Raw genomic sequence first — 18,955 nt, 5'->3', positions numbered from 1 at the left:
CTGTTCTTGGGGCGATCCGGTGGCGGGCTGTGGCATCGCTGCACCGTTGGCCCGCCGGTTTGAAGATCAAGGTTCCAGAAAATCGAGGATCTCGGCGACTATCCGCCTGTGTTGCTGCTCGCGCTCCCGGGAACCTTTGACACAAACAATTTCATCGCCGGGCTCTTCTTCCTTCAGGATTTCGAAGGCCTCCGGTTTGCACACGCCCATGAAGTCGAAATGTCCGGCATCTTTCAGTTCAAGATGGTGCACCATGCTTGCAGGCAAGGCGGCCGCAAGAGCGCGGGATTCGACTTCCTGGTTCAGCATATCCGCACGTTCCGAACCCAGTACCAGGACCGGAATGTCTATTGCGTGAAGACTTTGCCCTGAAAACAGGGGCGTGCCACCGAGGTCCATGCTGATGACCTTCCGGACACGGCTATCCTTGCGCGAAACGGACATCTGTTTCCTGTCGGCGGCGGTCTCGGCAACGGACCATCCTGCGAAAACTCCGCACACCACTGGCTGGTTCTCGCCGGTGCAGATTGCCCTTTGCCGTTCAGTGTCAAACTTGGCACCTGCCAACAGCATCACGGTGTACCCGCCAAGAGAATGCCCTGCCGCGTAGATGCGGTCCGGGTCGATCCGCCTTGAAGTTGCCTCGTCTTCCTGCAGGAAAGTGATCACCCTCGATAGATCCACCGGTCGATCCCAGAGTTCACGTGCCTGATCCGGATCACGCAGGAATGTACTGGTTCCCGGATGATTGATCATGGCGACCAGGTAACCGCGCCGCGACAACTCCGAGCCCAGCCAGGCCTGATTGAACGTGTTGCCATACATTCCGTGTGAAAGGACAAGCAGCGGGAAACGTCCGTCCGCTGGTTTGCCGTCTGGATCCGCAGCAGCCATCTGCCAGACCTTGCTCTTGTCTGCCAGGCTGAACACCTCGGGTGTCTGTGTCGGATACCAGAGATCTCCGGCCAGAGGGCGATCCAGCCGATCGTCCTCGATCGTCAGACTGCTTACACCAGGACCATAGGGGAGGGTTGAAGTGTCCTGTGCCTGTGACAGGACCGGGTCGATGAGGCCTGCAACAAGGATTGCAGCACTCAGGAATATGCGCGTGCAAGAGTGCCGTCCGGCGAGGTGAGGAGACATGGGAAATCCATCTGAAAGTTGCGATGCCCTTCAAATGTCCGGTGGCGGATCTGTTGACAATCGCTGCAGGCTGCCGGTCCTGTCCTCAATCGTGATAAAGGACAGCACGTTCAAACTGCCTGTCTGCGCATATCGGTCATGATCAGCATTCCCGTCTCCTTTCTGCTTGCAGCTGTCTTCCTGTCACTCGGCATCGCTGCACTGAACTGGCGCTCGTTGCCGCCTGTCGCGAGAGGGCTGTTCGTCTGGCTCTTCGGTCTGCTGACGATGGAAGCTGCCCTCGTGGGCGCGCGCTTCGCCTTCGGGGTTGTCGAACTCCTGACCGTGCAAAGGGTGTTGCCGGTGTGGATAGCGCCGTCCGTTTATCTGGCTTTCGTCTCGCTGACCGTTTCGGGTGAAAGAACCCGGCAACTCGTGGTGTTGAATTTTGGTGCGGCTGCCATCGTGACAGTTGCAATGCATTTGCCTGTGCCGGTTGCCGGTTACGTTGATGGGCTAATCGGCGCAAGCTACGCGGTCTATGCGCTTGCGCTTGCAAGGCTCTGGAGCCAGGGGCCGGATGTGTTTTGCCAGGCTCCGACGAACAAGAGTGGTCTGCTTCGCAATCTGCTCGGCTTTTCCATATTGATCATGCTGGCAACACTGCTGATCGACGCCTTTGTCGCTTACCTGTTCGCGCAGCAAAGCGAGGTTGCCGCCGCGCTTGCGATTTCGCTGGCAAGCCTGTTCTTTCTGGTCCTTGCAGTCGGAGCAGCCTTTGGTGTTCTGGGTGCCCGCTTCGGGCAGTCACGGGCAAAGGTTGAAGAGAGCGTTGGAAGTGACGCGCAGCGGGCAGGGATTGTCGATTCTGCCCGAAAGGTTCTGGTGGACCAGGAGTTCTTCCGGGATCCATCGCTCACACTTACGCGGCTGGCCCGGCGGGTCGGGGTTCCGGATCGGGATCTATCCAGAGCCGTCAACGCAGTTGAAGGCATCAATGTCAGCCAGTTCGTCAATCTGGTCCGCCTCGCGGAAGCGGAACGACTGCTGGTTACGACGGATGAGCCTGTCGGCCGGATACAGGAGCGGGCCGGATTTTTGACCCGTTCGAACTTCTATAGGGAATTCCAGAAGGCATATGGCGAAGCGCCAGGCGCTTATCGCAAGAATGCTCAGTCCTCGCTCTGAGCTTTTTCATCTTCTTCCGGAACACTCAGATAGATCTCGGCTAGGCCGGCGAGAAGTTCATGGCAGAGGATCACTTCCCGCGTCTGCGGATCCCAGAAGGCGTTTTCCTCGCCGCAGGCGGTTGAGCGGAAGGTGACTGTCTTCGGCAGCTCGTAGAAAGTGTCGAATTCCTTGGCGACCATCTCCACCAGTCCGCTTTCCTTCAGGAAAACGGCCATGGCTTCCAGGTCTCTTGTTGCCGGATCATGGACGACCTTGATCTTGCCCCCTGGCGTATCGCTGTCTCTCAGATAAGGATCGGTCACGATTTCCCACGAAGCCGAGGCCTGTTCATAGTCGAAGGCGCAACTTTCGATCCGCTCCTCCGGCAACTCCAGGTCTCTGGCAAGATCCAGAAAGGCGTCTTCGTCGGCCCCTACCATCAGGCACAGCATCTTGTAGCCGCGTTGCTGGTCCAGATCGTGCTCATCGTAGAAAACCAGGTCGTCGTAGTCTTCCTCGGCAATCAGGAACCAACCGATCATCGCCTGTGTGAGATAAAGATCCATGTCGTCGGTGTCCGCGCCGAGCATGGAAACGGTGGCCAGATTGTCGACGGCATCTTCTTCCTGGGCCAGGACGGGAAGTTCCAGTTCCGAGACAAGCATATGTCCGCTCTCGTGGTAGAGCGTGAACAGCGTGTTGCCCGCAACGAAAACGAAGAGCTCTTCCAGCTGTTCGGGCGAAAGGGCGGCAAGTTGCCCTGCCAAAGTGGGGAAAGTTTGCGGGCTATCGGTCCCATGTGTATTGGCCGCCACCGAGGGGGCGGCAAGGCTGAGCCAGAGCGATGCGACGGCCGCATAAAGCAGCGTTGGCAGGATGGCGAAGAGTTCGACCATGGTGTCATTCCCGAAGAGGAGCGCCGCAAACCGTCCGCTCGACCTTTGCATTTGCGCGCAGACTAGGCAGCCGTTCGTATGTTGGCCAGCACCATATTGAGCCACAAACCGGTTACCGACATCAAAATGTCATGACCCGGCCCCCTTGCGGGCGTGACGGCACCCCGTTATTAAGGCCGCGAAATTTTTAAAAATCCGGAACCGGCACTCCGCCGGCCCGCTGCTGAAACGAGAAAGATGAAACCATGGCGATTGAACGCACGTTTTCCATGATCAAGCCGGACGCCACCAAGCGCAACCTGACCGGTGCCATCACCGCCAAGCTTGAAGAAGCCGGCCTGCGCGTCGTTGCTTCCAAGCGCGTTTGGATGTCCCTGCGCGAAGCTGAAGCTTTCTATGCGGTTCACAAGGAACGTCCGTTCTTCGGCGAACTGACTGAATTCATGTCCTCTGGCCCGACCGTCGTTCAGGTTCTGGAAGGCGAAAATGCCATTGCCAAGAACCGTGAAGTCATGGGGGCAACCAACCCGGCTGACGCTGCAGAAGGTACGATCCGCAAGTCCTATGCCCTGTCCATCGGCGAAAACTCCGTACACGGTTCCGATGCAGCTGAAACCGCTGCTGAAGAAATCGCGTTCTGGTTCTCCGGTGTCGAACTCGTCGGCTAACCTGCGGGCAATGAGTTGACTGAAAAGCCGGTCCCGTCGGGGTCGGCTTTTTCTGTTTGCGCCACCTCTCAGCCGTTACATCGCGTTACACTTTGATGCGATTGTCTGACAGCGTTCTGCTTCCAAAGGCCTCATACTCAATTCGTGGGCGAAGAGATCGGGAGAGAGCGATGCGCATATCGATAGCGCTGGCCGGAGTGCTGATTGCAGTACCGGCTGCCGCGCATGACAGCATGGCGCCACTGGAAGGTGAACAAGCCGTCGAGCAGACGCATGTTATGGAGGAAGTCTGGAACCTCTTGCTGCCGAAGGCCGAAGCGTCGGCAGACATTTCAGTCGACAGCAACTATCGCCATATTCATGCCGACGGCTATCCGGTGAAACCACCCGGACAATTTCCCAACCGCGGGAACCCGCATTCCATTTCGAAAAAGAACTACAATCTGAAGGTCCCTCTGGTGCCGCACAAGAACTCCAGTGCAACCAGGGCGCAGGGGGCGGTTTTTGGCATTGCGGTGAACGGTGTGGTCATGGACCCTGGCACGGCGGAGTTCTGGCAAAACGACCGGCGCTCGGGATGGAACTACGAGGCGCTGGGCGGTGCTTGCAAGCTGGGTCTTGATCGGTACAACGCCCATGTCCAACCGGATGGCACCTACCATTATCATGGCATTCCGACCGGCGTCATGGCCTCCAAGGATGGTAAGTCAGTGCCTGCCTTGTTGGGATTTGCCGCGGACGGCTTTCCCATCTACGGCCCTTACGGCTATTCCGACCCCAAGCGGAATTCGGGTCTCAAGAAGCTGAACAGCAGCTACAGGGTGAAGAAAGGCAATCGGCCGGGCGGGCCGGGCGGGCGCTACAACGGCAAGTTCACACAGGATTGGGCCTATGTTGCCGGCGCCGGCGATCTTGACCAGTGCAACGGGCGTTTTGCGGTTACGCCGGAATATCCGAACGGCACGTATCACTATGTGCTGACGGATGCATTTCCTTTCATTCCGCGCTGTTGGATGGGCAATCCCGACAGCAGCTTCATGCGCTTGAAACGAGCTGGCATGAGAGGCGAGATCCAGAACGAGAGCGATCTTCCCACGGTCGATTTTGCGGCGTTGTCGGACAACAGCGAGGCTGCCGTCATGCTTGTTCAGGCGCAGGGCGGACACCCGCCACGTTTTCTGCATGGAGGTCGCCCACCGCCCCCGGGCCTTGGATCTGGCCATGGACCAGGCTTTGGCTCGCGCAACGGAGGTCCTCCACCCGGCGCAAGGCCGGAAGCCGGGCGTGGGGGGAGATCTCCCTGCAGCGGCAGCTGAACGAAAAAAGTGCGTGACATCCACGCACTTTTTTTTGAAATGAAACATTCAAAAATTCGAAACTTGGAAAGAAAGGAAATCACATGAAATCGATCACGCTCGGAGCCGCCCTCATTCTGGCAACCGTGGGCTCATGTTTTGCCGCAGAAGGGCCTGGGGCGCATTTCATCGAAAACTGGGATCTGAATGGTGACGGTGCAGTGACCGCTGAAGAAGCGCGGGAACGGCGCGGCAATGTCTTTGCCAGTTTCGACGCCAACGACGATGGTTTTCTGGATGCAGAGGAATATGTTCTCTTCGATGAGGCAAGAGCCCAGGATCAGGCAGAGAATGAGCCCAAGGGAATGGGGAAAGGTGCAAGAAACCCGGCAAACGGCATGCGCCTTGAAGTCAATGATATCGACGGCGACGGCAAGGTTTCTGAAGCCGAGTTTCTCGACAACGCAGCCTCCTGGATCGAAATGATCGACCGCAACGGCGACGGGGTCGTCACAGTTGCGGATTTCGGCCCACGCGGGTGAAACGAACCACCCGGATAATGGGTAAAAGCGGCCATCCGACTTGACAGGTGGCCGCGCTGGGGGAACCTTGCCGGGCTCATGTTCGAGGAATTCAGTAAGGCATCATGACCCAGCAGCCGCCCAAGAGCACTTTTTCCGCCTGTCCGCACGATTGTCCGTCGACCTGCGCGCTGGAGGTGCATTTTTATCCGCATGGCGACGTACGCCGGCTGAATGGTGCCAAGGACAATGCCTATACCGCAGGCGTTATCTGCGCCAAGGTCGCGCGTTATCCCGAGCGGCTTTACCACCCGGACCGGCTATTGAAGCCGCTGCGGCGCACCGGCAAGAAAGGTGAAGGCCGTTTTGAGGAAATCTCCTGGGATGCAGCGCTGGATCTGATCGCTGAAAAGTTCCTGGCTGCGGAAGCCGAATTCGGAGCCGAAAGCGTCTGGCCCTATCACTATGCCGGTACGATGGGGATGGTGCAGCGGGACAGTATCCACCGGCTGCGTCATACCAAGGGCTACTCGCGTCAGTTCGACAGTTTCTGCACCAACATGGCCTGGACAGGCTATGTTGCCGGCACCGGCAAGTTGGCCGGACCCGATCCGCGTGAAATGGCGGTTTCCGACCAGATCGTCATCTGGGGCACAAATCCGGTCGCGACCCAGGTCAACGTGATGACCCATGCCATTGCCGCCCGCAAGAAACGCGGCGCACGCATCATTGTTGTTGACGTCTATGAGACCGAAACGATGAAGCAGGCGGACATCGGCATCATCCTGAAACCCGGCACGGATGCCGCGCTTGCCTGCGCTGTCATGCATGTGCTCTTCCGCGACGGCCATGCCGACCGGGATTACCTGGAAACCTACACGGATTGTCCAGCCGAGCTGGAAGCGCATCTGAAAACGAAGACACCGGAGTGGGCTGCCTCGATCACGGGGCTGGACGTCTCAAGGATCGAGGAGCTGGCGCAGCTGATCGGTTCCGTCAAGAAGACCTATTTCCGGCTCGGCTACGGCTTCACCCGGTCGCGCAATGGTGCAGTCGGCATGCATGCTGCCAGTTCCATTGCCGCTGTCACCGGCTGCTGGAAGGAAGAGGGCGGCGGCGCCTTCCACAACAACGGCGCGATCTATCAGCTCAACAAGGAAATGATCGAAGCCGGCTCGCTGAAGGACCCGGCTGTGCGTGCCCTCGACCAGAGCCTTGTCGGCCGGATTCTCACGGGCGACGAAGCGGCGTTGCTTGGTGGTCCGCCGGTGAAGGCGATGCTGATTCAGAATACCAACCCGGTTTCCGTGGCACCGGAGCAGGACCTGATAAAGCAGGGGTTCGCGCGCGAGGACCTCTTCACCGTCGTCCATGAGCATTTCCTGACAGAGACAGCGCAGATGGCAGACATCGTGCTGCCGGCAACCCAGTTTCTGGAACATGACGACCTTTATAAAGGCGGCGGACACCAGTATCTGATGCTGGGTCCCAAAGCTGTTGAGCCGCCGGAAGGTCCTAGGGAAAATATATTTGTTATCAACGAGATCGCCAGGCGCGTTGACTCAAAACCTCACCCCGGATTCGATATGAGCGCACGCGACCATATCGACTGGCTGTTGCGCAATTCCAACTATGGAACGCTCGCAGACCTGGAAGCTGGAAAGTGGATCGATCTGCAGCCTGATTTCGAAACGGCGCATTATCTCAACGGTTTCGGTCACGCAGACGGCAAGTTCCACTTCAAGGCTGACTGGGGTCGTTCCTCTGCTCCCAACAAGCCGGAAGACGGCACAATTTTCGGTCCCTGGCAGACGATGCCGGAGTTGCCGGATCAATGGGACAGCATCGAACTTGCAGACGAGCAGCATCCGTTCCGCTTGGTGACATCGCCAGCTCGCTCTTTCCTGAATTCCACGTTCAACGAGACCGACAGCTCGAAGAAGAAGGAAGGCCGACCGGAGGTCTGGTTGCGTCCGGAAGAGGCAGAGCGTTTCGGCATCGAAGACGGTGCCAAGGTAAAGATGGGCAACCGGCGCGGTGTCGTGACTTTGCATGCGCGATATGTTGCGACCGTCGCACCCGGAACCGTGATCTCGGAAGGGATCTGGCCGAACGATGCATTCGAGGATGGCCGCGGCATCAACACGCTTACCGGGGCCGACCCGGTTGCGCCCTATGGCGGCGCGGCGTTTCACGACACGGCCGTGTGGGTGAGGGCCGTCTGACGCTGACTGCCGGTTTGTTAGGTAATTGCGGCCCATCCTTCGAGATGCGAGCGAACTCGCTCCTCAGGATGAGGCGGACGTGCATTCAGACGCAAGCAGAGCAACACACTCATCCTCATTCTGAGGAGGTGCGAAGCACCGTCTCGAAGGATGGGCCACTTGCTCCATAGCCTCTCAATTTCAGAAAAGAAAAGGCGGTGCATCGCCCGTCCGATGTCACCGCCTGCCTCGGGAAAGTCTGGTCGTCGGTCCGGCTTGGGGCTTCCGAACGTCAGACCTGGCTTTCCGAGGATTGGGAAACCGGTGTGGCCAGCTTGCCTTCTTCCGCCTTGTAGAAATACTGGCTTGAGACCAGCCAGCCCTTGAGCGGTCGAAGCATAGGAATGCAAGTCACCAGGATCAGCGGCAGGGTCGTCACCAAATGCACCCAGTAAGGGGCTGTAAAGGCGATTTCGAGCCAGATCGCAAAGGCGACTGCGGGAATGCAGCCGAAGCAGATCACGAAAAACGCGGGCCCGTCCGCAGGGTCGGCAAAGCTGTAATCAAGTCCGCAGTGGTCGCATTTCGGCTTCAGCTTCAGGAAGCCGTCGAAGATGGAACCTTCGCCGCAACGCGGGCAGCGGCCCTTGATGCCGGTGCGGATCGGCGGAATTTGCGGCCAGCTTTGTGGAGTGGTCATGGAACACCTTTTCCTGCGAGAGGTCTTCCGGTTCGAGCCGGAGACGTTAATCCAGTCAATATTTGAATGAATGGATATGTTTGCAGTCAAAGATAAAGCAAATTGCTTGCATGGCAAGCCAATCGCCTGCGGCAGATTGGCAGAGGGATGTGTGCAGTCTTTTTTGTTCAGAAGTAGGTGGAGGTCTTGTCCGGCGTTGACGCCAATGCCTCGGAAATGACCCTGAACGCGCTATCGATCTGAGCGCGATCATGTGGTCCGCCCAGACAGAGCCGCACGGATTCATCCGCCTTTCCGGCAATCGTGAAGGCGTCGCTTTCCACAACGCCAACAGCCTGGTTCCTCATCTGGCTGACAAAGGCCGGACGAGACCAGCCTTCCGGCAAGGCAAGCCAGATATGAAATCCGTCAGAGTCGGCTTCAAACTTCTGGCTTTTCAGATAGCGGGCGGCCAGGTCCTGCCGGGCCGCGCTTTCGCTTCGGATGTGCCGAAGCAGGGCTCTGGCAGTGCCATCTTCGATCCAGCGCGTGGCCAGGGCTGTCGTGAGCGGGGAAATCATGACGCTGGACGTGCGCTGTGAACGAGCGAACTGCCATGCAGCGCTCCGGTCCGGGGCAAGGACGTGGGCGAGCCGGAGACCGGCTCCAACGCTTTTCGAAAGAGAGCCGATGTACCAGGTGATATCCGGAGCAAGAGCGGCTATCGACGGGACCTGCTTGCGGCTGAGCTGGCCGTAGGGATCATCCTCCAGGATCGGCACGCCGTGGCGCTGCGCGGCGGCGGCAAGATCGCGGCGCCGCTGCTCGGAGAGGGTGCGAGTGGTTGGGTTGTGCAGGGTCGGATTGAGATAGAGTGCCTTCAGGCGACCTTCGAGACAGGCTTTGCGAAAGGCCTCCGGATCAATGCCTTCTTCGTCGCTCGGCAAGCCACAAAGCTCCAGTCTGAGTTGTCCGCAGATGGAGCGGATCCCGGGATAGGTGACGGCTTCGCATGCGATCCGGTCACCCGGCTCGCAAAGCGTTGCAAGAATGCCGGCAAGAGCTGCCTGAGCACCGGGAGCAAACAGAATATCTTCCGGGTCGGGTTTGAGGCCAACTCCGGCAAGCCAGCGTGCTGCAGCCTGGCGGTCCGGGTCTTTTTCAGAAATTGTCTGGTATCGAAGCAGCGGAATGAGGTCGGCTGAAAGCGCCGCGAGCCCCTCTTTCATACGGGCAATCAGGCCAGCGTCACTGACTTCCGGCGGCAGGTTCATGGAAAAGTCCGGAGGTGACAGCCGCTTGGCATCACGTGTTGCAGCGCCGCCGCCCAGCACGCTGTCGGGGCCGGTGACGAATGTACCGCTGCCAACCATGGAAGAGATAGCGCCACGCCTGCGGGCTTCGGTGTAACCGCGTGCAACGGTGGTGAAGTCAAGCCCGAGCCGGGCTGCCAACTGGCGCTGCGCAGGAAGCCGGTCTCCAGGCGAAAGGCGTCCGGTGCGGATATCTTCTTCAATGGCGTCCGCGATCGCGGCATAGCGCGGAGCATTGCTGGCGGAAAGGTCCGGACACCATTCGGTCATGAAGAATTGCTTTCAAATTGACTGGATATTGACTGTATACAGAGGTCGTGCCGGAATGTCACCAATCATTCGCTTCAGGGTGGGGCACCCAGGGGAGCTTGCGAACAATGGACGGCTGGCGAACAGCGCGCGTGCTGAACGGTCTTTGTTTCCAGGAAGATGTGGTCGTGACGAACGTGTGGCAGCGAGCTGGCAGCAGGGCCTTCCCGATGTCAGCTGGTTTTATCCTCGGTCCAAAACCTCAACGGCCAGCACTGTCGGCAAATGGCGGGCAATCTCCTGCCAGGTTTCACCTTCATCCAGGCTGGCGAAAACCGAGCCTGAGTTTGTGCCGAAGTAGAGCCCGGCGGGGTCTCGTGTGTCGCCGCCCATCGCCTGACGCAGAACCGTGAAGAAGCAGGCTTCCTGCGGAAGGCCCTCGCGCTTGTCCCGCCAGGTTCGGCCACCGTCATCGGACTTCCAGACGGCTGCTGCCGCACCGGGTGGAAACCGGCCTTCGGTGTCTCCGTTAAGCGGGAGCGTCCAGATGGTGTCAGGATCTCGCGGATGAACGCGGATCGGGAAGCCGAAGGTGGAGGGCAGGCCGTCGGTGATGTTGTCCCAGTTGAGCCCGCCGTCTGCGGATCGCCAGACGCCGTGGTGGTTCTGCTGATAAAGCAGGTCATTGTCACCAGGTGCACGCATCATGTTGTGAATGCAATGGCCGGTCTCGCCGTCGCGCGGGGAGGCAGGGTGATCATGTCCCTCACAGGCGGCCGCGTTGGACAGCCGGTTGCGTCGCTCCCACGTCATGCCGCCATCTTCGCTGGCGAAAACGCCTGCGGCAGAAATGCCTATCCAGAGCTTTTTCGGATTGTCCGGGTCGGAAACGATCGTGTGCAGCACAAGGCCGGCCGCACCCGGGTTCCAGCTGTCTGCGGACGGATGATTGGCAAGCCCCTCCAGATGCGCGAAGCTCTTGCCGCCATCCCGGCTGGCAAGAAATCTTGCGGGCTTGGTGCCGGCGTAGAGCGTGCCGTGGGCGTACCCGAGCGACCAGATTTGCGAAAAGTCGTCCGCAAAAGGCAGGTCCTGAGGTGTCCAATTCAGAAACTTGGCCGTCTCGGGATCATTGGCTGCCCAGTCGTCGAGCGTCCCTTTGGTCAGTCGGGTGACCTCCCATGTCTCGCCGCCGTCGACAGAACGCCAGACGCCCGCGCCGGACCATTCGCCGCCGCCGCCGGCCCAGATCGTACCGCTTTCCGGATCGCCGATCACGTGGTTGATCGGCCAGCCATCGCAGAAAGGTCCCTTTACCTTCCAGCCTCCTCGGTCGCTTCCACCGTTCAGCAGGAACGCTCCCTTGGTGGTTCCGACAAGCACCGTTACACCCGAAGTCATGGTTTGCCTCCTCCAGAAACCGGCCGAGCTTAACACGAGTTTTGTTGGTTGCAGATGGGCTTCGTTGCTCCTTTACGGCGTGGTGCGGCCTAAAGGAAAAGAGCCTCCTAACTGGTTCTGTTGGTCTCGAGGAACTGGATCTTCTCGCGGTACCAGTGAAGCGGTAGACAGTGGGAGCCTGCCGGTAGCAAACTGCCGGCACATGCAAGCAAGCCATGCCCTTTCCGGAGATGATCATGCCTGAAAACCTTAGCCATTGGACCGCGCGTCCCCGGCCGGAGCACAAGCCGATTGAGGGCCGTTACGTTGTTCTGGAGCCGCTTGATCCGGAGCGTCATACGTCCGGGCTATTCGAAGCTTCCGATGTGCCGGACGGCGATCAGAAATTCCACTGGCTGCCTGAGTATCCACCGAAGACGGAGACTGATTTCCGCGGGTGGGTGGAAAAGGCTGCAGCCAGCAAGGATCCGCTCTTTTTTGCAATCGTGGACAAGGAAACCGGCAAAGTTGCCGGACGGCAGACGCTTATGCGGATCGACGAGGCCAACGGTGTCATCGAAATTGGAAATATCTATTGGGGGCCTCTGATCTCGCGCAGACGTGGGGCGACCGAAGCCCTCTATCTGTTCATGAAATATGTGTTCGATGATCTCGGTTACCGGCGCTTCGAATGGAAGTGCAACAACGACAACATTCCGTCCAGGCAGGCCGCCTTGCGTTTCGGTTTCAGCGAGGAGGGCGTCTTCCGGCAGCATCTTGTCGTCAAGGGTCTCAATCGCGATACGGCGTGGTTCTCCATGATCGACAAGGAATGGCCGGCGCTGAAAAAGGGCTACGAAGCCTGGTTGGCCGCGGAGAATTTCGAGTCATCCGGAGAGCAGAAGCGCAAACTTGGTGCGTGTCTTGCGGATGCTGCAAAGAGCGGTCAATCATGAGCGATCGGCGCCAGCCGGATTCGCCAGACGAGACCTTTCGATGAACTCCAGACATATCGGCATCTTGCAGCCCGGGCATGCCCCCGACGAACTGGCACAGGAATTGGGCGACTACGATGCATGCTTCCGGCAGTTGCTGGCCGGTCGCGGGTTTTCCTTCACGACCTATGATGTCGAGGCAGGCCAGTTCCCCGATGGGCCGGAAGCAGCAGATTCCTGGTTGATAACCGGGTCCCGCCACGGAGCTTACGAAGACCACGACTGGATTCCGCAGCTTGAGGAACTTATCCGCGCTATCCACCAGAGCGAGCGCCCTCTGATCGGTGTTTGCTTCGGTCACCAGATCATTGCTCAGGCCTTTGGTGGTAAAGTGGAGAGGTCGCCCAGGGGATTTACCGCCGGACCGGAAACCTATCGCGGTTTCGGTCAAGAAAAACTGGTGCTCAATGCCTGGCATCAGGACCAGGTCACAATGGCGCCCAAGGGGCTTGAAGTTGTTGCAAGCAGTTCAGGTTGCCCGATTGCCGGGCTTCATCTGCCTGGCCGGATCCTGACATGTCAGCCGCATCCGGAAATAGATCCGGACTATCTTGCGGGCATTGTGAAGCTGCGCGGATATGTTTTGAACGACACGCAGCGCGCTGATCTGCCGAAACGGATCGAGACCATCCCTCTTGATGCGAACAAGGCGGCAGATCTCTTTGCAATGTTCCTGTCGGGCGAAGAACTCGGGATGCTGTTGCCCGGTAACGCCGAAGCCTGATCTGCAGAGCCAACGATGCCCGTTCAATCGCAATGCTCGAATTTGCGAAGGTAAAATTTAATTTGGATCTAAACGCTAATTTGAACTTCTCGCGCTTGCAGGTGTTTAGGGGCGTGGCGGTTCGTTGACTGCGACAAGGACCCGTCGGTGCTCTATGACCGCACCTATATGGCCTATGCCTATGTCATCATGAAGTCTGGCTTCGTCGGTACGGCACTCACCGTTGCGCCTTACACCACGTTTGCTCAACCAGAAGGCCCCTCAAGCTTCAATACGTTTTAGGAACTGACCTTGAGCGACTGGGAGCAGGCTGTCGGGCTGACATGTCCCGGTTTCGTCGGCGTACAGAAAATCCTACGCTTTGCTCTCTAACGAAAAAGGCAATCGACTGTCTCTTGTCGATTGCCTTTGTTTTTTCCGGGCCGACCGCTGGAAGGTCAGTGGCTCTTCGCGGCTGACTTGCCTCTGACGAGCCGCCAGACCGGCAGGATCACCTTGCTGGTGACCGGGATCAGCAGCATGCCGAGTGCAAGGCCGAACAAACCGTCCAGGCTTGCCGTTACCGCCCATGTGAGGAAGCCTTGAGCGACCTGTACCGAATGAGCCACGTTGTGGGCAATGTCGTGGATGATGCCGTAGATCTGCCCGAAGCCCAGAACGTCCATACCATGCAGCACGATGGAGCCACCGACCCAAAGCATTGCGGCGGTACCAACCGTCATCAGCAGTTTCATGAAGCCGGGCATGGCTTTCACAATGCCGTGGCCGATGGCGCGGGTCAGCGACAGGCGGCCTCTGCGCGTCAGCATCAGGCCAAAGTCGTCCGCCTTTACCAGCAAGGCAACGGAGCCATAAACGAGAACGGTTATGCCGATTGCGACCACTGCAAGCGTGGCGGCTTCCATCCAGATGGTGCTTTCAGGAATCTCGGCGAGGGCGATCGTCATGATTTCCGCCGACAGGATGAAGTCGGTCTTGATGGCGCCGGAAACCTTCTGTTCTTCCAGATGCAACGGGTCGGCAACGAAGCCTTCCGGCTCGTCGGCGTCATGATGATGTGGCTTGAAGATGTGATAGATCTTTTCCGCCCCCTCAAAACACAGGTAGGCGCCACCCAGCATCAGCAACGGTGTGATGATACCTGGTAAAAACTCATTGAGTACGAGGCCGGCAGGAAGCAGGAAGATCAGCTTGTTCTTGATTGATCCCTTCGCGATCCGCCAGACGATCGGAATTTCGCGTGCAGGGGAAAATCCGGCGACATATTTCGGAGTGACGGCTGCGTCGTCGATTACGGCTCCGGCCGCTTTCGCGCCCGCCTTGGCCGCCTGGCCGATCACGTCATCCGCGGAGGCCGCGGCAATCTTGGCGATTGCGGCAACGTCATCGAGTAGGGCAAGCAATCCGCTCATGGCAGCTCCAGGTCTGTGTCCGTCCGGGGCAAGGATATAGCGTGTTGCCGGGTGAGGGGCCAGTAAAGAGACCCCATATTCCCGAAACAGATTGCACCGGAACGAATTGGCCTGAAGTTGGTTAGGCCAGGGCCGCCAGTGTCGTGCTTTCCTGCGGAAATGCCGTGAAGGCCTCCGCAGACTTGCGGCGTTGCTTCGGCATCGGGTTTGGAACTGCAGACAACAGGCGGCGTGTGTACGGGTGCTGCGGGTTTTTCAGAATCTGTTCGGTTGGACCGGTTTCGACAATCTCGCCCTTGTACATCACCGCAATGCGGTGACTGACCCGCTCCACCACGCCGATGTCGTGTGAGATGAACAGGAACGACAGACCTTCCGTGCGTTGCAGTTCCAGCATCAGATCAGTGATCTGCCGGGCAATGGAAACATCCAGCGCGGAAACCGCTTCGTCCGCAATGATGAGTTTCGGTTCCACCGACAAGGCACGCGCAATGCACAGACGCTGACGTTGTCCGCCGGAGAATTGGTGCACGAAGCGATTGATGGCATCGCGCTCCAGTCCAACCCTTTCAACCAGATCCGCTGCGAGTTCCTTCTGGTCCTTGCGCGAGACAAGGCCGTGGATCCGTGCCGGCTCCGTGATCAGCTCATGTACCGGAAGCCGCGGATTGAGGCTCGCATAAGGGTCCTGAAACACCATCTGCATGTCCTTCCGCGTTTCGCGGAGCGCCTGCCGGGAGGAGCTGTTCAGAACATGACCGTCAAGCCGGACAGATCCGCTTTCAGGTTCGATCAGGTGCAGAATGGACCGCGCCAGGGTCGACTTGCCGCAACCGGATTCGCCTACCAGACCAAGCGTCTCACCACGCGCAACCTTCAGCGAAACGCGGTTCACGGCCAGAACGCCGCCGGATTTCCTTGAAAACAAGCCGGATTTGCCCGCAAATCGTGTCGACAGTTGCTCAACATCCAGCACTGTCTCGGTCCCGGCCTCCTGCGTGCTGGTGCCGGAACCCGGTTTCGGCGTTGCCGCCATCAGCGCCTTTGTGTAGGCGGCCTTCGGTCGTTCGAAAAGATCGTGAACGCTGGCTTCTTCCATCTTTTCGCCGTTGCGAAGGACGACGACCCGGTCGGCAATTTCGGCAACGACGCCCATGTCGTGTGTGATGAACAGAACGCCCATGCCGATCTCTGCCTGAAGGTTCCGGATCAGTGTCAGGATCTCTGCCTGGGTAGTGACATCCAGAGCCGTTGTCGGTTCATCGCAGATCAGCAGTTTGGGCCTGCAGGCGAGCGCCATTGCGATCATCACCCGTTGACGCAGGCCGCCCGAAAGTTCGTGCGGATATTGCTGCAGCCGCCGCGCCGGATCCGGAATGCGCACCTGATCGAGGGCTTCTTCCGCGGCTTGCATGGCCTTGCGCCTGTCGAACTTCCGATGGCGGATGAAGACCTCGCCAACCTGATCGCCGATTTTCAGAACCGGGTTGAGTGAGGTCATCGGCTCCTGAAAGACCATGGAAATGGCATTGCCGCGCAGAGCTGTCAGCTGTGCATCCGACAGGCTTCGCAAGTCATGGGAGCGATCACCATCGTTCAGGCGGATGCTGCCGCCGCCAATCGTTCCACCTTCTCGTTCGATCAGCCGCAGGATGGAAAGTGCCGTGGCTGATTTGCCGGAACCGGACTCTCCGACCAGCGCAAGTGTCTCGCGCGCATGAATTGCAAAGGAAATTCCCTTCACGGCTTCATGAGCACCGAAAGAAATCCTGAGGTCCTGAACGTCCAGTACCGACTGGGTCATTTGAGGTCTCCGCGGCGTCTTGCTGCAAATTCCGGATGCTGCTTGAAGTCCGGTAGTGGCGGTGTCCAGCGGTCGGCATGAGGCTTGAACGAATGGGCAATCGGGTCGAGGCCCTGCACCTGCCAAGAGACGGTTTCGCCAAGCTCAAGCAAACCGAAGGCACCGGCAGGTTGGCCCTTGGTGGTGAAGCTTTCGGTGAGCGACTGCTGTGTCAGATGGGTAATGCCGTCCACCGTGGTGATTGTGTTCCAGTGAACGTGTCCGGACAGACAGACCACCGGCTGCCGGGACTGCGCCAGTGCCGCGCGGGCACGTTCTGCCATCGGGTAGGTGGAAGCTGACGGATTGCGTTCGAAGTAGTAGTTACCGATCTGGCCATGACCGGAAACGGGAACGTGGCTGAGAACCAGAAGAGGCTTGTCCGTGTTCTGTGCAACGCGTGACAGCCACAGGAGATCGGCCTCATGCAGAATGAACCCGGAATGCTCCGGCGTCCGATGGATCTTGCTGTCTGCGCGCCACAGCGCAATTCTCCAGTCACCTGCATCAAAGGTCGCGTTGGCGAGGGACTGACCGAGGATTTCCTCGTTGTCCGAAACATCCAGGTGATCGCGGTCGTGATTGCCGTTGATGTGGTGGACCGGAGCATTGACGGCCTTGAAGGCGTCGGCGACTTCGCGTTCCAGCTGAAGGTCCGTGTCGCGGTCCATATCGGAAATCCGATCGCCCAGGTCGACGACGAAATCGGGGGCGGCATCGTTGGCGAAACGGGCAAACTCCGCCATCAGCTCGAGGGCAGTGTCACCGCGCTTGGTCGCGGAAGGTTTGCCGTGGTGGATGTCGGCGACAACAGCAATGCGTACGGACACGTTGAATTTCCTGAATTGATCAAAGGGTAGGGAAAGCGCCGCCGGTGTACCGGCGGCGCCTTTTTTTGCTTAGTTGAACGAAATGGAGCCGGCGCGGAAGTCGAGCACGTAGGGAATGTGACCCGGCTTGGGAGCCCAGTTGACGTTGGTCTTCATCGCCCAGCTCTCATAGGGGCGATACAGCGGCAGCACCGGCGGATCCTGCTTGATGCGCTCCATCAGCTCCGCATAGGCTGCGCGACGCAACTCGACATCACCGTTAAAGCGGAACTGCTCCCAGCTCTTGGCGTAGTCTTCGTCCGTGTTGAAACGGCCTTCGGATTCAGACGGACCATTCGGAGCCCACATGACGCCGAAGCTGCCGAACGGGTCGGCGAAATACATCGGGTTGGACCAGTTGCGGGTCATCATGTCCGGTGAGTTGCCGCTCCATTTGTCCTGGACGTTGACCTTGCCCTTGATACCGACTTCCGCCCACATCTCCATGATGGCCTGGGCCGCCAGAAGGCCGTTGGTGTAGTAGCCCGGCGCGGTGTCGTAGGTGATTTCGAAGCCGTCATAGCCTGCTTCCTTGAGCAGTTCCCTGGCTTTCTCCGGATTGTATTCGAAGGTGGTCAGCTCCGGCTGGTACAGTTCGCCGAATTCCGCAAGCGTGTGCGTGGACGGAACCACGGCCTTGCCACCCCACAGGGCTTCGTTCAGCGTGTCACGGTCGATGGCGAGCGACAGGGCCTGACGGATGCGGGCATCCTTCAGTTTCGGATGGTTCACATTCATGATCATGACGTGGAAGAGGGCAGTGGCGCTGCCGGCGGCCTTCATGTCCGGATCGTTCTCGATCAGCTGAAGCTGGTCAGGTGCGATGTTGGTGACGATGTCGGCTTCACCTGTTTTCAGGGCCGTGATGCGTGAAGCAGTCTCCGGCATATGCCGGACAGTGACCTTGTCGAGCGGTGCCTTTTCGCCCCAGAAGTCGTCAAAACGTTCCCAGACCACTGTTTCGCCCGGAACGAATTCGGCAACCTTGTATGGGCCTGTGCCGACCGGCTTCAGGGAAAAGGCTTCAAAGTCGTCATGCTCAAGCTTGTCCGGGTCGCCTGCAAGGCTCTTGGTGTAAGCTTCCGGAATGATCATGACCTGCTGCAGGTTCAGCAGTGTTTCCCAAAGAGGCTCCGGGCGCTTTGCATGGATGCGCACGGTGAGATCGTCGACCTTCTCGGCCTTCTCGAAGTTTTCAAGACGGTCCCGGGCACGCACCTGATAGGGTGGGAAGTCGGCCTGATACATCCGGTTCAGCGAGAACACGACGTCGTCGGCGGTCATGTCGGCACCATTGTGGAACTTCACGCCTTCGCGCAGTTTCAGTTCCATGATCGTCGGTTCGACAAGTCTCCACTCTGTCGCAAGGCCCGGCTGCCATTCAGTGTCGGTGGTGTCGTGGTTCTTGGCGATCAGCGTATCGAAGGCGTTGTAGTAGAACTGTGAGCCGACATTCGAGTGATCGCGGCCCGGATCGAGGTAGCTGGACACGTTGGCTGCACCAACGGTGAGTTCTGTTGCGAAGGCACTTGTCGCCATGAGCGAAGCAAGAGCGGTGGTTGCCAGTAGTTTGGTCATATCGAGCCTCCAAGGCTGCTAGGGTGGAGCGTTGGCC

At 58.8% G+C, this 18,955-nt stretch carries 16 protein-coding genes and 1 pseudogene; 8 read left to right on the top strand and 9 right to left on the bottom strand.

Annotated elements, in window-relative coordinates; all coding sequences use genetic code 11:
- Positions 1-66: 66 nt before the first annotated feature.
- On the bottom strand, positions 67-1,143 hold the full coding sequence (locus HCG46_RS18995; protein ID WP_168687073.1) for an alpha/beta fold hydrolase: 1,077 nt from the start codon (positions 1,141-1,143) through the stop codon (positions 67-69).
- 138 nt (positions 1,144-1,281) lie between these two features.
- Here HCG46_RS18995 and HCG46_RS18990 point away from each other — a divergent pair, with 138 nt between their 5' ends.
- A complete protein-coding gene (locus HCG46_RS18990) occupies positions 1,282-2,310 on the top strand; it encodes an AraC family transcriptional regulator (RefSeq protein ID WP_168687072.1) in 1,029 nt (342 codons plus the stop codon).
- On the opposite strand, the gene HCG46_RS18985 is transcribed toward HCG46_RS18990, so the two are convergent.
- On the bottom strand, positions 2,295-3,188 hold the full coding sequence (locus HCG46_RS18985; RefSeq protein ID WP_168687071.1) for a DUF4344 domain-containing metallopeptidase: 894 nt from the start codon (positions 3,186-3,188) through the stop codon (positions 2,295-2,297). The two genes, HCG46_RS18990 and HCG46_RS18985, sit on opposite strands and share 16 nt — an antisense overlap.
- Positions 3,189-3,433: 245 nt before the next feature.
- Here HCG46_RS18985 and ndk point away from each other — a divergent pair, with 245 nt between their 5' ends.
- The 4 genes from ndk (at position 3,434) to HCG46_RS18965 (ending at position 7,897) form a co-directional block, all read left to right on the top strand.
- Positions 3,434-3,856 (top strand): nucleoside-diphosphate kinase, encoded by a 423-nt coding sequence (ndk, locus tag HCG46_RS18980; protein WP_031270733.1) that lies wholly within the window; start codon positions 3,434-3,436, stop codon positions 3,854-3,856.
- Between the two features lie 170 nt (positions 3,857-4,026).
- Positions 4,027-5,172, top strand: coding sequence for a YHYH protein (locus HCG46_RS18975; RefSeq protein ID WP_168687070.1), 1,146 nt, complete (start codon positions 4,027-4,029; stop codon positions 5,170-5,172).
- Positions 5,173-5,255: 83 nt separating this feature from the next.
- Entirely contained in the window at positions 5,256-5,693 is a 438-nt protein-coding gene (locus HCG46_RS18970; protein WP_168687069.1) for an EF-hand domain-containing protein, read from the top strand.
- Between the two features lie 104 nt (positions 5,694-5,797).
- A complete protein-coding gene (locus HCG46_RS18965; protein WP_168687068.1) occupies positions 5,798-7,897 on the top strand; it encodes a molybdopterin oxidoreductase family protein in 2,100 nt (699 codons plus the stop codon).
- A gap of 271 nt (positions 7,898-8,168) precedes the next feature.
- On the opposite strand, the gene HCG46_RS18960 is transcribed toward HCG46_RS18965, so the two are convergent.
- The 3 genes from HCG46_RS18960 to HCG46_RS18950 form a co-directional block, all read right to left on the bottom strand.
- Positions 8,169-8,576: a DUF983 domain-containing protein gene (locus HCG46_RS18960; protein ID WP_023003992.1), complete on the bottom strand. Its 408-nt coding sequence runs from the start codon at positions 8,574-8,576 to the stop codon at positions 8,169-8,171.
- Between the two features lie 167 nt (positions 8,577-8,743).
- The gene (locus HCG46_RS18955) at positions 8,744-10,138 is read right to left on the bottom strand and encodes a PLP-dependent aminotransferase family protein (protein WP_168687067.1); all 1,395 of its coding nucleotides are present in this window, start codon (positions 10,136-10,138) and stop codon (positions 8,744-8,746) included.
- Between the two features lie 222 nt (positions 10,139-10,360).
- Positions 10,361-11,518, bottom strand: a complete 1,158-nt coding sequence (locus tag HCG46_RS18950; protein WP_168687066.1) for an exo-alpha-sialidase — start codon at positions 11,516-11,518, stop codon at positions 10,361-10,363.
- A 236-nt stretch (positions 11,519-11,754) separates the two neighbouring features.
- On the opposite strand from HCG46_RS18950, the gene HCG46_RS18945 reads away from it, so the two are divergent.
- From HCG46_RS18945 to HCG46_RS18935, 3 genes and pseudogenes are all read left to right on the top strand, one after another.
- Positions 11,755-12,453, top strand: coding sequence for a GNAT family protein (locus HCG46_RS18945; protein ID WP_168687065.1), 699 nt, complete (start codon positions 11,755-11,757; stop codon positions 12,451-12,453).
- Positions 12,454-12,493: 40 nt separating this feature from the next.
- The gene (locus tag HCG46_RS18940) at positions 12,494-13,216 is read left to right on the top strand and encodes a type 1 glutamine amidotransferase (RefSeq protein ID WP_168687064.1); all 723 of its coding nucleotides are present in this window, start codon (positions 12,494-12,496) and stop codon (positions 13,214-13,216) included.
- Between the two features lie 123 nt (positions 13,217-13,339).
- Positions 13,340-13,498: pseudogene (locus HCG46_RS18935) on the top strand (histidine decarboxylase, pyruvoyl type); the annotation flags it as partial.
- A gap of 155 nt (positions 13,499-13,653) precedes the next feature.
- On the opposite strand, the gene HCG46_RS18930 reads toward HCG46_RS18935, so the two are convergent.
- From HCG46_RS18930 to HCG46_RS18915, 4 genes are all read right to left on the bottom strand, one after another.
- The gene (locus HCG46_RS18930) at positions 13,654-14,628 is read right to left on the bottom strand and encodes a DUF808 domain-containing protein (protein ID WP_168687062.1); all 975 of its coding nucleotides are present in this window, start codon (positions 14,626-14,628) and stop codon (positions 13,654-13,656) included.
- 121 nt (positions 14,629-14,749) lie between these two features.
- Positions 14,750-16,432, bottom strand: coding sequence for an ABC transporter ATP-binding protein (locus HCG46_RS18925; protein ID WP_168687061.1), 1,683 nt, complete (start codon positions 16,430-16,432; stop codon positions 14,750-14,752).
- Positions 16,429-17,301: a metallophosphoesterase gene (locus HCG46_RS18920; protein WP_168687060.1), complete on the bottom strand. Its 873-nt coding sequence runs from the start codon at positions 17,299-17,301 to the stop codon at positions 16,429-16,431. Before HCG46_RS18920 ends, HCG46_RS18925 begins: the two co-directional genes overlap by 4 nt.
- Before the next feature lie 69 nt (positions 17,302-17,370).
- Complete coding sequence (locus tag HCG46_RS18915) at positions 17,371-18,918, bottom strand: ABC transporter substrate-binding protein (RefSeq protein ID WP_168687059.1); 1,548 nt, start codon at positions 18,916-18,918, stop codon at positions 17,371-17,373.
- Positions 18,919-18,955: the final 37 nt, after the last annotated feature.

The sequence above is a fragment of the Labrenzia sp. PO1 genome (assembly GCF_012273635.1).
Classification (GTDB): domain Bacteria; phylum Pseudomonadota; class Alphaproteobacteria; order Rhizobiales; family Stappiaceae; genus Roseibium; species Roseibium algicola.
This window is presented reverse-complemented; position numbering and strand designations above follow the sequence as displayed.

Excerpts from the sequence above, each read along its gene's own strand:
- HCG46_RS18940 (WP_168687064.1), top strand. The coding sequence starts at position 12,494 with ATGAACTCCAGACATATCGGCATCTTGCAGCCCGGGCATGCCCCCGAC.
- HCG46_RS18950 (WP_168687066.1), bottom strand. The coding sequence starts at position 11,518 with ATGACTTCGGGTGTAACGGTGCTTGTCGGAACCACCAAGGGAGCGTTC.
- HCG46_RS18995 (WP_168687073.1), bottom strand. The coding sequence starts at position 1,143 with ATGTCTCCTCACCTCGCCGGACGGCACTCTTGCACGCGCATATTCCTG.
- HCG46_RS18990 (WP_168687072.1), top strand. The coding sequence starts at position 1,282 with ATGATCAGCATTCCCGTCTCCTTTCTGCTTGCAGCTGTCTTCCTGTCA.
- HCG46_RS18925 (WP_168687061.1), bottom strand. The coding sequence starts at position 16,432 with ATGACCCAGTCGGTACTGGACGTTCAGGACCTCAGGATTTCTTTCGGT.
- HCG46_RS18955 (WP_168687067.1), bottom strand. The coding sequence starts at position 10,138 with ATGACCGAATGGTGTCCGGACCTTTCCGCCAGCAATGCTCCGCGCTAT.
- HCG46_RS18915 (WP_168687059.1), bottom strand. The coding sequence starts at position 18,918 with ATGACCAAACTACTGGCAACCACCGCTCTTGCTTCGCTCATGGCGACA.
- HCG46_RS18960 (WP_023003992.1), bottom strand. The coding sequence starts at position 8,576 with ATGACCACTCCACAAAGCTGGCCGCAAATTCCGCCGATCCGCACCGGC.
- HCG46_RS18970 (WP_168687069.1), top strand. The coding sequence starts at position 5,256 with ATGAAATCGATCACGCTCGGAGCCGCCCTCATTCTGGCAACCGTGGGC.
- HCG46_RS18975 (WP_168687070.1), top strand. The coding sequence starts at position 4,027 with ATGCGCATATCGATAGCGCTGGCCGGAGTGCTGATTGCAGTACCGGCT.
- HCG46_RS18965 (WP_168687068.1), top strand. The coding sequence starts at position 5,798 with ATGACCCAGCAGCCGCCCAAGAGCACTTTTTCCGCCTGTCCGCACGAT.
- HCG46_RS18985 (WP_168687071.1), bottom strand. The coding sequence starts at position 3,188 with ATGGTCGAACTCTTCGCCATCCTGCCAACGCTGCTTTATGCGGCCGTC.
- ndk (WP_031270733.1), top strand. The coding sequence starts at position 3,434 with ATGGCGATTGAACGCACGTTTTCCATGATCAAGCCGGACGCCACCAAG.
- HCG46_RS18930 (WP_168687062.1), bottom strand. The coding sequence starts at position 14,628 with ATGAGCGGATTGCTTGCCCTACTCGATGACGTTGCCGCAATCGCCAAG.
- HCG46_RS18945 (WP_168687065.1), top strand. The coding sequence starts at position 11,755 with ATGCCTGAAAACCTTAGCCATTGGACCGCGCGTCCCCGGCCGGAGCAC.